The following is a 12,458-nucleotide window of genomic DNA, read 5'->3' as shown; positions in this document are numbered from 1 at the left end:
TTACATGTGTTTCAGTGTAATTTACAACTATTTTTTCGGCCCACAACTTTCTCTTTCCCTTAACTTACATAACTAACACCTTCCTCTGACTTGAACGCATACCCCTGACAACTAGGAAACAACTGTGATCAGTTTCATACAAATAATCAATACCATTACGCAATAGCAATACAAAAAAGAAATAATTCCGTCAACAAGTTGCTTTTTTCAAGCACTGTCATAAATTCCATCAACAAAAATCATTCATTTCAACTCTCTAAGTACAATCCTCAACCATTTAGATGAGGAGCGTTCTACTAATGATTACCCCAAGAAAAGCGCATCAGGTCCTTCTTCAAGCCACTATGGGCTTTAAGAGCCATGACCTTGATAACTTAAATCAAGCTGGAAGTATCGAAAACTGGATCAGCCTGCAATCAGGTTTAAATGGCAACTCACTAGTTGCACGACAGCAATATATGGCAGAAAGGCACCCCAAAGCAGATTGGACTGCCGTTCACCAAAGAATCGCCTATACAGACATACTACTTAGCACTGGTTCTGTTTTACGAAATCGCATTGCCTATATCCTAACCCAACTGTTTGTGGTGTCAGTTCAACATCCTGAACTCAGCCGTGCTCCACGACGCATTGCTATCTCCAAGTACTACGACAACCTCGCCCAAAACTGCTTTGGTAACTTTAGAGAGCTACTAAAAATAGTATCAACCTCTCCAGTAATGGGAGAATATTTAACTTTCTTAGAAAACGATTACAAAGAAGGGGTTGCTGCCGACGAAAACTATGCCCGTGAATTAATGCAGCTATTTACAATAGGTCCAGTGCTTCTTGAAATGGATGGCAGCACCATTGAAGACGGAAATGGAAGACCAGTATCCTCATACAGCCAGGAAGACATAGAGCAGGCTGCTAAGATTATGACTGGTTGGGGCATTAATAATGATGATTGGCTAAAACCATTGCGTGAAAAACAAGGTGCGCATAACCCTGAAGCTAAAGCCATTCTTGGTCGCGATATTCAACCTGGGGGATCTGCGGAAGAGGATCTAGACCAATTAATAGATATCCTTTGTGACCATCAGAATATCACTCCATTTATCGCTAAGTTTTTTATTCAAAAAATGGTAACTTCCAATCCTTCTCCCGACTATATCGAGCGTGTTGCTAAGACCTTCAAAAATAGCGGACTGGATATGCTCAAGCTTGTAGAAGCAATCCTAACCGACGACGCTGCGAATTACGAAAATGAAGATAAAGAAAGAGGCTTGATAAGAGACCCTCTAATTACTTTGTCTCATGCCATGCGCGGACTAAATCTCACTCTCAAAGATCTAAATGGCATCTTACCGGACGCCTATTCCTGGAAATCGCGACGTGTAATTTGCGATGCACCAAGCGTCTTTTATTACTACCAACCAGATGAATCCCCTAGCGATGAACGATTTGTCGGGCTCAACGCACCAGAATTTAAAATCTACAACTGGGATGATATTTACCATTACTACTCTCAAGTCACAGATCTGGCTGTACGCCTCCAAAGTGACCAGAATGCGAAGGCTTATATGAATCGCCCCGCCATAGAGTCGCACTTTTCCAACATCGACAATCAAAATAGTATCGAAAACCTAATCAACGAGATCGATCTCCACTTGTTTGCCCGGAACATGAGCGAAAGTATGAAAAACATCATACGAGACTACATGGACACAGCTAATCGAAACAATCTCGATGCATTAAGAGTGCTACTTATTCAGATCATTATGTCACCAGAATTTATGACCCAGGGGTAAACGATGCAAGTAACTAGAAGAACTTTTTTAAAAGGTGCAATGTCTACCGCTGGTGTCACTGCGCTAAATCTTGCTTCGCCTATGGCAAACGCATTGCAGCTACGCTGCGATCCTAATTCGCCATACAAGGCTCTTGTGGGTATTAATCTCAATGGTGGAAACGATGGATTTAATTGCTTCATTCCAAAAAATAACAATGAATATCAGAAGTACAGCGAGCTACGAACTAACCTAGCTTGGAACCAGAGTGATGTACTCGATCTGAGCCTGGATGACAATGGATTGAACCTCGGACTCTCTCCTGAATTGTCAGATCTGAAGTGGATGTTTGACCAAGGTAAAGCACTTCCCATAGTCAACGTTGGGCCTTTAATGCAACCTCGCTCTAGCGGCGACGAGATAGATGATTTGAGACCAATTCACCTATTCTCACACAATCATCAGAGTCAAATTACTCAAACTAAAACCACCCATTATATAAGCAACGAGGGATGGGGGGCGCTTTCTGCCCACCTGTTGTCTGATTCATTCAACATGGAGGAGCTCACACCTCTGTTTGAAACAGGTTCACACACTACCTGGACTAACAGTTTGCCCAAGTCAGCGAACCGAATAGGTACCTCACTGCCACCAAATATGAGTTTTCCTAGTATGAGTCAGAACCTCTACGATGCCTTTAGGCAACATAGTGAAACCAAGGATTCTGTATTCAAAGAGTACTACGCTGAACTCTGCTATGACGCTAATTTAAAATACGAAGAATTCTCCAAGATCTTCAATAATGAAGAAACTTATGGCTTTAATCTAGATTCCGATGTTGGGAAACAACTTCGCGTCGTTTTCTTATTGTTACTGGCAAGAGACTCTTTCAAGAAACCCACTCAGTTTTTCTCTGTTACTCTAGGTGGATTTGATACTCACAGTAATCAAAAAAACGTCCAGGGAGCCTTATTGCGTGACTTAAGCTCACAGCTATCCATCTTCTATGAAAGGTTAGAAGAACACGGTTTATCAGAAGCAGTAACAACATTTACCATGTCTGAGTTTGGTCGTACCCTTGAACCTAATGGGACTGGTACCGACCATGGTTGGGGCAACTGCCATTGGGTATTGGGAGGCGACTTGCTTGGAAATAGAATCGTAGGTGATTGGCCTGATCTAAAACATAATAGTCACGATATGATGACTCGCGGTCGTATCGTTCCGACCATGAGTGTTGATCTATTCCATGCCACTTTATTGCAGTGGTTAGGAGTAAGAGAAAGTGATTTAAACTACCTATTTCCATCACTAGGCGATCAAAAATCTCTTCCGATTTTCCGCAGTTGTGATTCTGGTGATAGTCAAAATCTGACCATTACCAACGCCATTGCCACAGCAGAAAATCCAAATGGTATCGATAAAGTCGAACATGCAATCGACGGTAATATGAACACTAAATGGTCTGCATTTAATGATTGCCAATATACAGTCGAACTTCAGTCTATATTTTCGCTCGATGAGGTACGATTTGCACAAGCCAAAGGTGATGAGCGTAGTTATCTGATCGATATAGAGGTCAGTAGAGATGGCATAAACTTTGACCACGTTTTAAGCATAACGACCGATGGCAATAGTAATGACTTAGTTAAATATCCACTAGGTTCAATCAAAGGTAGATTTATTCGATTTGTTTGCCTTGGCAACAATGACCAAGACATCTCTATGCAGGGATGGAACAACTTCAAACAAATAGAAGTTTGGGGAAGCTAATTTAACAATGAAAAAGCGGGGTTATCTTTCGATTAACTCCGCTTTTTCATTCGCAATCATAGTAACTAGCGCTTAAAGGTTACTTCTTCTTGTATATCTAGATTAATGCTCGTTTGCGCAGGTACAGTCGATGCAATAACTTGCCCATGACGAACTGAATAGCGAACCGGTACTTGACGACGAACCGCATCAAAGCCATTTTCTGCAGGTAAAATAAGTAAACTACCTGGTTTTCCTTCTTCAATGCCATAGTGATCTTGAATGTTCAACGCTTTAGCAGAGTTAGTGCTGATCAAGTCTAGAGACTGATTAATCTGATCGTATCCCATTACCTGTGTGACGTGCAGACCCATATGCAATACCTGAAGCATGTTTGCCGTACCTAAGGGATACCAAGGATCAAATACATCATCATGACCAAAACAGACATTGATATTAGCCTCTAGCATCTCTTTCACGCGAGTTACGCCACGACGCTTAGGGTAGTCATCAAAACGACCTTGCAAGTGAGTGTTCACTAGCGGATTAGCAACAAAGCTAATGCCTGACATCTTCAATAAACGGAACAAACGCGATGCATACGCACCGTTGTACGAACCCATTGCCGTGGTATGGCTTGCCGTGACTTTGTCGCCCATTTCATATTTATGAGCAAGTGCCGCCAGAGTCTCCACAAAACGAGACTGCTCATCATCAATCTCATCACAATGCACATCAATCAAACAATCGTACTTACGAGCTAACTCAAAGATATAATGCAGTGACTCAACACCATACTCACGCGTAAACTCAAAGTGCGGAATGGCTCCAATGACATCCGCGCCAAGTTGCACTGCTTCTTCAAGTAATTCTTTACCGTTGGGGTAAGAAAGAATTCCTTCCTGAGGAAAAGCAACTATCTGAATATCTACCCACTCTTTCATCTCTTCACGCACTTCTACTAAGGCGCGTAGAGCGAGTAGTGTGGGGTCTGAAACGTCAACGTGTGTACGGACGTGTTGAATGCCGTTGGCAATTTGCCACTTTAAAGTTTGCTTAGCACGAGATTTAACATCTTCCATAGTCAGGGTTTGCTTTCGCTCTGCCCAACGTTCGATACCTTCAAATAAAGTACCAGAGATATTCCAACTTGGCTCACCTGCAGTTTGAGTCGCATCTAGGTGGATATGGGGCTCACAGAATGGAGCAACCGCAATACCGCCTTCTGCATCCAGTGTCTTACCCTTAAAATCAACAATTGAGGTAGCATTTACAATACGTGCAAACGTGCCATCTTCAATTAAGATTTGTTGTAGACCTACTTTTCCTGGAAGTCGTGCATTATTGATCAATAATGAGCTCATAAATTACCTTTAAGCCGTTTGTTCCGTCAGGGATTTTTTATTAAACAGCGGGTTCAGAATCAAGTAACAAATCGCTCCGCCCAATACCGCATTCAATGGCACAATACCTGGGATAAATTTACCTGATGCGACACCTACTGCCATAGCAATAATTGCTGCCCAGTTTACCGCAACAAACTCTGCTTTAGCGAAGTCTTTATAACGTTTTTTGTTTGTCATGAAATCAGCAATGATAACGCCACCGATTGGCGGGATAGCCAATGACAAGAATGTTAGCCAACCAACGAAGTTGTTGTATAGCCACAGAGCGAAGATGGTGCCGACCAGACCATTGATGATTGATAACATGGTACTTGAACGACCTGTAATGTTTGAGAAACCAAGACCTGATGCATACAGAGCATTTTCATTTGTAGTCCAGATATTCAAACCCAGAACAATAATCGCAGGAAGCAATAACCCTTGTGCCATCATCACATCAGAGATATCTGCTTGACCTGTTGCCGCAGCGCCAGCCGCGCCAAAGATAAACATTAGAGAGTTACCGATAAAGAATGCAACCATAGTAATAACAACCGCACCCGATGCTTTCTTGCCAAAACGGACAAAATCAGCAGTTAAAGTACCAGCACTAATGAATGAACCTACAACCATAGCCAGAGCAATAGAGAAATCGATAGGTGTTTCAGGTTGGATAAGTTGCAGTTGATCAAGACCGCCAACGCTATCCACTGCAGTTAATACAGAATAACCACCTAATACAGCAATCGAAGGAACAGCAATGGCAGAGAGCACCATAAGTGCTTTGATACCGAAGTAAACAGTACCGGTCATCAATAGACCAGAGATGACGATTAGAACATTGGTATCGATGCCTGTCGCTTTTTGCACTGGGATAGCAAACATTGCAACACCAACACCAAACCAACCTACTTGAGTGCCTCCCAGCAAGGCAGAAGGAAGCCAAGAACCTTTAGTACCAAAAGAGAAACGTGCTAATAAGTGGGTAGAAAGTCCGGTGGAAGCACCGATGTAACCAAGAAAAGAAGTGTAGATACCGAGAATAAGGTTGCCGATTAGAACAGCGAGGAAGAAGTCATTAAAATTAAGCCCGGTTCCTAGTGAACCGCCAGTCCACATACTTGCCGAGAAGAAAGTCAGCCCTAGCATCACCATGGTTAATGATGCCATGCCCTTTCTTGCCTCGGTTGGAACCGGACCAAGACTATAGTTATTGTCACCCGCCATAATTACTCTCCGTACTACACATTCAAAAAAATTATGTATGCGCAAATTTCACGCAAACGGGCGGTATTATGTTTATATAAATCACATAGTCAATGTGTTTTTACTCAGCTAAACGTTTGCTTCAAAGTTATACTCGCTAAAAACATTAAGAAACAGCAAGTTACATAAATCGAAAACTTATATTTATTTTCTGTATAGGGACAACTCTAGAAGAGAACCTAGGCCGTTCTTTGTGCACCAAACAATAACCTCATTACTGATTTACCCATAACCAAGTCAATAATTTCATGTGCATCCTCACCAGGAAGATGTTCTGCGATAATCTCAATGAGCTTCAAAACGCCACCTTGAGTAGAAGGGTTTGATTCTGTTTTAGCCGCATTTGCTACAAACATTCTGATTACCATGGAAAACTGTGTTTCAGATAATCCTTGCTCCCAAGACTGGATAAACGCCTCTCGTGATGAGAGATCAAGACAAGACATAATGATAGGAAGAATCTTACCCTGTAATGCCATCGCAAACTCACGATTTGATGGGTAGTAACCCTGCAAAGTACTCTTTCTGAGACCTGTCTCTTTCGCTAACCGATCGTAGGTGACACTTTCCCAACCTTCCGAAAGGAAGATCTTCACAATCAACGCGTTATATTTAGCTAGGTTTTCTTCTTTTTGTTTCTGAGTAATTCTCGCCACAATAATCTCGTCCAATCCTATTAAATATCATGTTGATGAGGTTACCATATATTCGTACTCTACACGCATTAATAACACCTAGAATTTACACAACATTTACACTAGTTACGTATTTTGATCGCCATACGGTTTGGTGTACATTCCGTCAAGGAGCACAGTCTCACACAAATCAAAAGCAGCAATTTGAAAGACATATCTTTTTTAGCCGCGCTTACGAGCAAAAAGATGGCACCTTTGATTGTCAGGTGCAATATAGGAACAGTGCCTCTTCTACTACCACAAGGCGACTAAAGAGTCCTAACTCTCAGTTTTACAAACTCTACGAATGCCTTCAATTTAGCCGATGGATAGATCAGTTGTGGATAGACCATATATAAAGAATTGGATGCATCTGAGGTTTCTTCTGCCAGTACCTGATTGAGTACCCCACTTTGTACATCATTTTCAACAAAGTAACTGGCGATACGCACAATTCCTTCATCATTCAGTGCAAACTCACGAAGCATGCGATTATCATTACTTGCCATCCAACCACTCACTTTTATATCTGTCGTTTTTAAAGGCCAAGTGCGTTGATGTAAGGTCGTTAAACATTGGTGCTTATCAAGGTCTTCAACTTTGTTAACAGTGCCAAAGCTTTGTAAATAATGGGGCGACGCCACCAGCCAATGCTGATAATCAAACAATCGATAGGCCACCATGTCCTCCGGAGGTGATTGAGTGGCGCGAAATGCTAAATCAATATCCGTTTGATTGAGATTAAACGACTGATAACTAGAATTAATTTCAAATGTTATGTCGGGATACTGCTGTTTGAATTCTCGGCAAAGCCTCATCAAGATGGATTCCGTAAACATCTTGGGGGCAGTAAGGCGCAGCAATCCTGAAATTTCATGATGTTCGCTATTGAGGTTTCTCTCCAAATCAAGCACAGCACTACGGATGCTCAACCCTTGTTGATAAGCACGCTCTCCCTCAGGGGTCAGCCTTACACTTCGTGTCGTCCTTACCACTAACGGAGCCTGAAGCTCACTCTCTAGCTTCTTTATCTGCTCGGATAGATAGCTTCTTGAAATACCGAGTACTTCTGCTGCTCGTGAAAAGTTTAGTTGTCTTCCTAGTTCAACAAAGAGCATCAAACGCTCTATTCGCTTATGTTCGTTCATTCAATCTCCACCTATTATATTGTTCATTATAGCGAATAATGAATTCGTAGATAGGCTCTTATCATTGTCAGTACGAACAATAGAATGTATCCATTAGACAACAACTAAAAAAGAACGAACAATGAATAATAATGCCCTGCCACTTGCTACCTATCTACCTAACGTCGGCCAACTATCTTATGGTTGTATGGGTTTAGGGGGTGGATGGAACAACACACCAGTAAACTCAAGCGATATTGCTCAAACACGCAGCATCATTGATGCTGCCCTTGAAAATGGCATTAACTTATTTGACCACGCTGACATCTATACCTTTGGTAAAGCAGAACAAGCCTTTGGCGAAGCTTTAAAGCAAGACTCAACCCTACGTGACTCTCTCTATCTTCAATCAAAGTGTGGCATTCGATTCGCAGGCCAAGATGCAGCTAAACGCTATGACTTCTCATCACAATGGATCTTAGAATCGGTAGAGAATATCCTCCGTCGTCTTAATACTGAGTATCTCGATACTTTACTGCTTCATCGTCCTGATCCATTAATGGAAACTGATGAAGTAGCCCAAGCTTTTGCTCAGCTCCATCAATCTGGCAAAGTAAAATACTTTGGTGTTTCCAACATGAACCAGCATCAAATGCACTACCTTCAATCTGCACTGGATCAGCCTCTTATAATCAATCAACTGGAAATGAGCCTAGCCAAATTGGATTTTGTACAAGGAGGCATCATGGCTCAGAATCATCAAGGTCAACGTGCTGATTTCGATTCTGGAACCATAGAATACTGCCAAGCCAATGGTATTCAGTTGCAATCATGGGGATCGATCGCTCAAGGGAAATTCAACAGCCTAAACCTTAATGATGACTGTCCTGTTGTGCGCAATACCGCTCACTATGTTGCGCAACTTGCCGAAGAGTATTCTGTTCGCAGTGAGGCCATTGTTCTTGCCTTTCTAACCCGCCATCCAGCTAATATTCAGCCCGTAATCGGCACGACAAACTTGGATAGGATCAAAGCATGTGCACAGGTCAATCAAGTGAAGCTAACTCATGGCCAGTGGTTCACCCTGCTCGAAAAAAGCTTAGGTAACGAGATCCCATAACAGGAGCTACACATGTTAAATCACAAAATAGCACATGAACTGCTTAACGAAGCCGAGCAAATCGCCATACAAAGAAAGGTCGCTATTGCGGTCAGTATCTGCGACACCCATGGTGAGCTTTTAACATTTTCACGTATGGATGGCGTTAGCGTACAAGCAGGCTTACTTGCACAAAATAAGGCCTATACCTCTGCACGAGATAGACAGCCAAGTGGCAATCTAGGTGCATGGGCTAGAGAAACAGGAAAACAACTGAGTTACTGGACTGATCCTAAGATCACTGGCTTCATGGGCGGCTTGCCTATCGAAAAAGACGGAGCAATTATAGGAGGCATTGGTATTAGCGGACTGTCTGAAAGTGACGATGAAGCGCTTGCAAAGCAAGTACTCGGGCAATTATCCCTATCGCCAGATTAAAACTGACATTCTCCCAACTTGTGCATAAGCTTTAACGCAAACACATTTATAGGAGTTGGAGTCATGGCTAAAAATCCTGTTGCTTGGTTCGAGATCTATGTTGATGATATGCCTCGAGCTATCGCTTTTTACCAAAGCGTGTTTCACGTCCAGTTAGAAAAAATGGACAACCCCAGCGCCAATGAAATCGAAATGTGGAGCTTTCCGTCTAATATGGAACAATACGGCGTTACAGGTGCCTTAGCCAAAATGAATGGTGTCTCAGCCGGTGCAGGGGGAACCTTGGTATATTTCTCTTGTGAAGATTGTGCAACAGAAGAAGCAAGAGTAATCAGCTCTGGTGGTAGCATCCAACAGCCCAAAATGGCTATTGGAGAGTACGGGTTTATGACATTAGCCACAGATACCGAAGGCAATATGTTCGGCTTGCATTCGATGCACTAGTTTTAAACCACTCAAAATAGTTATGTTTTGGCGTATAGATGACCACTGAATAAGCAGTGAAACAAAATGGTGCACCAAATACGTCGTCCCCGAGATTTTTAATCGGGGACCTAACTTATTGTATTGTGTAGGAACAGATTCCCGATAGAAGCGCTCAGGAACAACCGCTGTTCTAGGGCTTTCCTTCGCCTATTGGTAAAACTTTATCGCAACCGCTGTCGCTTTACCCTTTTCAAAGCCCGTACTGTTGTCGCCAACAAAGCCCCATGTACTCTCATCAACCGATCGCACAATGATGGCATCAGCCCCCATTTTGTAGGCCTTTTCTTGTAGCTTAATCAACATGCCTTCATTGCTTCTGTCATGAAATATCGTTTGCCCAGTCTGCGTTGAAACTAACCCCAGCTCCTCATATTGCTGCTGGCTCGGTGCGGTATAAAAGACTTGCACTTTTGATGCTTGATCACTTGTTACTACGGTGGTTTTAGCGCATCCAGTGAACAGAAGCGTAAGCAATAATGAAGTTAAAACTGCCTTAAATCTCATAGAAAATACCTAATATCAGTGTATAGCTGCTGAGCGCCTTACAGTAAAAACGCTCCAATTTCATTCAGCATACTTCGCACCCATACCATCAACGAATGCATTTTGCAGGGTTAAACCCTTCAAGTTGGAGTTATATCTGATATGAATCTAAGTCATTATCTTGATCCGGTATTTGCCATTAATCTTCAGTGCTTTTTATAAGCAGGGCAAAGCTAGGCTCTAGTTTTTTGTGAGCACAAACCGCAGATAGAGCGATGCAAATAAAAACGCAACACTAGTATCACGTATCTGCAATCAATGCCTCCTAACATGCCTGACTCACAATAAGAACGATAAGTTTCACCTTTTAATAACTTGATTAAATAACCCTATGATTAAGAAAAAACATCCATTAGATACCCAAATCATTCAACTGCTTCAGCAGCAAGGTTTGATAAAAAGCGAAGCCAATGCTCGACTTAAGCGAGAGGTATATCAGCTGAAACCGGATGAGGTAAGTAAGATCCATAACTATGCGAACCACTTTGGCATGAAGGCCAAAGGCACCATGATAGAAGAAATCTTAGAGGTACGCAGAGAGGCAATGATTTCGTCAATATCGAGAGTCTCACTAGCATAAATAAGAAAGCCCAGTAAAAACTGGGCTTTAATCAAACAGTATGTAAACGAGAGATAATTAAGATTGAGTCACTTCTAGAATAATATTCTCTAATTTGTCTAGACCTTCAACCAACACCTCTGACTCTATGGTCAATGGCGGTAGCAAGCGCACAACGTTCGCCTTCACACCGCAAGATAACAAGATAACACCATTTTCTTGTGCCTTGCCGATCACCGCTTTAGTCACGTCCGGAAGCGGAGCGCCGCTATTAGGGTCGGTAAACTCTATCGCCATCATCGCGCCAGCAGTACGAACCTCTCCGATAGAAGGCACTTGTTGCTGAAGCTTGGTCATATGAGCATTAACTATCTCACCAATGCCATTTGCCTTATTACACAAATCTTCTTCTTCAATGATCTTTAGCACTTCTAAACCTGCCACACACGCTAGTGGTGAACCTGCATAAGTGCCCCCTAAACCGCCTGGTTGCGCTGCATCCATAATCTCAGATTTACCCACTACCGCAGAAATAGGGAAACCACCAGCAATACCCTTTGCTAAAGTCATCATATCCGGTTCAATGCCCAAGTGTTCAGTCGCGAACATTTTACCTGTGCGAGCAAAACCCGTTTGAATTTCATCGGCAATCAGTGCAATACCGTGTTTGTCACATAGCTGACGCAGTGCCTGTGCAAACTCAGCAGGTGCTTTGTAAAAGCCCCCTTCTCCCTGCACGGGTTCGAAAATAATCGCAGCGACACGAGAAGGCTCGATATCACAGCTAAACAAATCTTCCAATGCCTGCATACTTTGCTCAACTGTAATGCCGTGGAACGCATTTGGGTAAGGTGCATGGAATATCTCACCAGGAAATGGACCAAAGCCTGCTTTGTATGGCGCGATCTTACCCGTCAGCCCCATAGTCAGATTCGTTCTGCCGTGAAAACCACCCTTGAATGCAATAACACCACTGCGACCAGTTTTTGCACGAGCAATCTTCACCGCGTTCTCAACAGCCTCTGCACCTGTAGTTAAGAAGATCGCTTTTTTCTCTGAATCGCCAGGAACTAATTGAGTCAATTTTTCAGCAAGCTCAATAAAGGGCGCATAAGGAGTCACCATCGCACATGTATGGGAGAAATTATCTAGCTGATTCTTTACCGCTTCAGTAATTCGAGGGTGAGAATGCCCTGTATTCGTTACTGCTATACCTGCGGCAAAATCGATATATCTATTCCCTTCTACATCCCACACATGTGCATTTTCAGCACGTTCTACATAGAGTGGGTATACAGCGCCCATACCTTGGGCGATGACTTGGCTTCTTCTTTGGTGTAGCTGTTGATTGGTCATTGTT

General features: G+C 42.7%; 12 protein-coding genes. 6 read left to right on the top strand and 6 right to left on the bottom strand.

The annotated features are described in order from the left end of the window. The first annotated feature begins 299 nt into the window (after positions 1-299). A complete protein-coding gene (locus OCU48_RS19570; protein WP_167496202.1) occupies positions 300-1,790 on the top strand; it encodes a DUF1800 family protein in 1,491 nt (496 codons plus the stop codon). A 3-nt stretch (positions 1,791-1,793) separates the two neighbouring features. After that, positions 1,794-3,542, top strand: coding sequence for a DUF1501 domain-containing protein (locus OCU48_RS19565; RefSeq protein WP_141346238.1), 1,749 nt, complete (start codon positions 1,794-1,796; stop codon positions 3,540-3,542). Positions 3,543-3,607: 65 nt separating this feature from the next. On the opposite strand, the gene OCU48_RS19560 is transcribed toward OCU48_RS19565, so the two are convergent. The 4 genes from OCU48_RS19560 to OCU48_RS19545 all read right to left on the bottom strand — a co-directional run bounded on the left by OCU48_RS19560 (position 3,608) and on the right by OCU48_RS19545 (position 7,994). Further along, the gene (locus OCU48_RS19560) at positions 3,608-4,885 is read right to left on the bottom strand and encodes a cytosine deaminase (RefSeq protein ID WP_141346237.1); all 1,278 of its coding nucleotides are present in this window, start codon (positions 4,883-4,885) and stop codon (positions 3,608-3,610) included. A gap of 9 nt (positions 4,886-4,894) precedes the next feature. Continuing rightward, positions 4,895-6,133 (bottom strand): cytosine permease, encoded by a 1,239-nt coding sequence (gene codB / locus OCU48_RS19555; protein WP_141346236.1) that lies wholly within the window; start codon positions 6,131-6,133, stop codon positions 4,895-4,897. Positions 6,134-6,351: 218 nt separating this feature from the next. Further along, positions 6,352-6,828: a hypothetical protein gene (locus tag OCU48_RS19550; RefSeq protein WP_141346235.1), complete on the bottom strand. Its 477-nt coding sequence runs from the start codon at positions 6,826-6,828 to the stop codon at positions 6,352-6,354. 287 nt (positions 6,829-7,115) lie between these two features. Beyond that, entirely contained in the window at positions 7,116-7,994 is an 879-nt protein-coding gene (locus OCU48_RS19545; RefSeq protein ID WP_141346234.1) for a LysR family transcriptional regulator, read from the bottom strand. A 121-nt stretch (positions 7,995-8,115) separates the two neighbouring features. On the opposite strand from OCU48_RS19545, the gene OCU48_RS19540 reads away from it, so the two are divergent. From OCU48_RS19540 to OCU48_RS19530, 3 genes are all read left to right on the top strand, one after another. Continuing rightward, positions 8,116-9,093 carry an aldo/keto reductase gene (locus OCU48_RS19540; RefSeq protein ID WP_141346233.1) on the top strand — a complete coding sequence of 326 codons (978 nt, stop codon included), beginning with the start codon at positions 8,116-8,118 and terminating at the stop codon, positions 9,091-9,093. A 12-nt stretch (positions 9,094-9,105) separates the two neighbouring features. After that, positions 9,106-9,510, top strand: coding sequence for a GlcG/HbpS family heme-binding protein (locus OCU48_RS19535; RefSeq protein ID WP_141346232.1), 405 nt, complete (start codon positions 9,106-9,108; stop codon positions 9,508-9,510). Positions 9,511-9,573: 63 nt separating this feature from the next. Next, entirely contained in the window at positions 9,574-9,954 is a 381-nt protein-coding gene (locus tag OCU48_RS19530; protein ID WP_141346231.1) for a VOC family protein, read from the top strand. 189 nt (positions 9,955-10,143) lie between these two features. Here the strand turns inward: OCU48_RS19530 and OCU48_RS19525 are convergent, their stop codons facing one another. Continuing rightward, a complete protein-coding gene (locus OCU48_RS19525; protein WP_141346230.1) occupies positions 10,144-10,500 on the bottom strand; it encodes a hypothetical protein in 357 nt (118 codons plus the stop codon). A 370-nt stretch (positions 10,501-10,870) separates the two neighbouring features. Here OCU48_RS19525 and OCU48_RS19520 point away from each other — a divergent pair, with 370 nt between their 5' ends. After that, entirely contained in the window at positions 10,871-11,119 is a 249-nt protein-coding gene (locus tag OCU48_RS19520; protein WP_141346229.1) for a hypothetical protein, read from the top strand. A gap of 57 nt (positions 11,120-11,176) precedes the next feature. On the opposite strand, the gene gabT is transcribed toward OCU48_RS19520, so the two are convergent. Next, positions 11,177-12,454, bottom strand: a complete 1,278-nt coding sequence (gene gabT / locus OCU48_RS19515) for a 4-aminobutyrate--2-oxoglutarate transaminase (RefSeq protein ID WP_141346228.1) — start codon at positions 12,452-12,454, stop codon at positions 11,177-11,179. Between the last annotated feature and the right edge of the window lie 4 nt (positions 12,455-12,458).

Source organism: Vibrio inusitatus (assembly GCA_024346935.1).
GTDB classification, from domain to species: Bacteria; Pseudomonadota; Gammaproteobacteria; order Enterobacterales; family Vibrionaceae; genus Vibrio; species Vibrio inusitatus.
Note: the sequence above shows the minus strand (reverse complement) of the source record. Positions and strands in the feature narration are given on the sequence as shown.

Bases quoted from the DNA above. Each gene is read 5' to 3' on its own strand.
- OCU48_RS19570 (WP_167496202.1), top strand. From the start codon at position 300: ATGATTACCCCAAGAAAAGCGCATCAGGTCCTTCTTCAAGCCACTATG.
- OCU48_RS19565 (WP_141346238.1), top strand. From the start codon at position 1,794: ATGCAAGTAACTAGAAGAACTTTTTTAAAAGGTGCAATGTCTACCGCT.
- OCU48_RS19560 (WP_141346237.1), bottom strand. From the start codon at position 4,885: ATGAGCTCATTATTGATCAATAATGCACGACTTCCAGGAAAAGTAGGT.
- codB (WP_141346236.1), bottom strand. From the start codon at position 6,133: ATGGCGGGTGACAATAACTATAGTCTTGGTCCGGTTCCAACCGAGGCA.
- OCU48_RS19545 (WP_141346234.1), bottom strand. From the start codon at position 7,994: ATGAACGAACATAAGCGAATAGAGCGTTTGATGCTCTTTGTTGAACTA.
- OCU48_RS19540 (WP_141346233.1), top strand. From the start codon at position 8,116: ATGAATAATAATGCCCTGCCACTTGCTACCTATCTACCTAACGTCGGC.
- OCU48_RS19535 (WP_141346232.1), top strand. From the start codon at position 9,106: ATGTTAAATCACAAAATAGCACATGAACTGCTTAACGAAGCCGAGCAA.
- OCU48_RS19530 (WP_141346231.1), top strand. From the start codon at position 9,574: ATGGCTAAAAATCCTGTTGCTTGGTTCGAGATCTATGTTGATGATATG.
- OCU48_RS19525 (WP_141346230.1), bottom strand. From the start codon at position 10,500: ATGAGATTTAAGGCAGTTTTAACTTCATTATTGCTTACGCTTCTGTTC.
- OCU48_RS19520 (WP_141346229.1), top strand. From the start codon at position 10,871: ATGATTAAGAAAAAACATCCATTAGATACCCAAATCATTCAACTGCTT.
- gabT (WP_141346228.1), bottom strand. From the start codon at position 12,454: ATGACCAATCAACAGCTACACCAAAGAAGAAGCCAAGTCATCGCCCAA.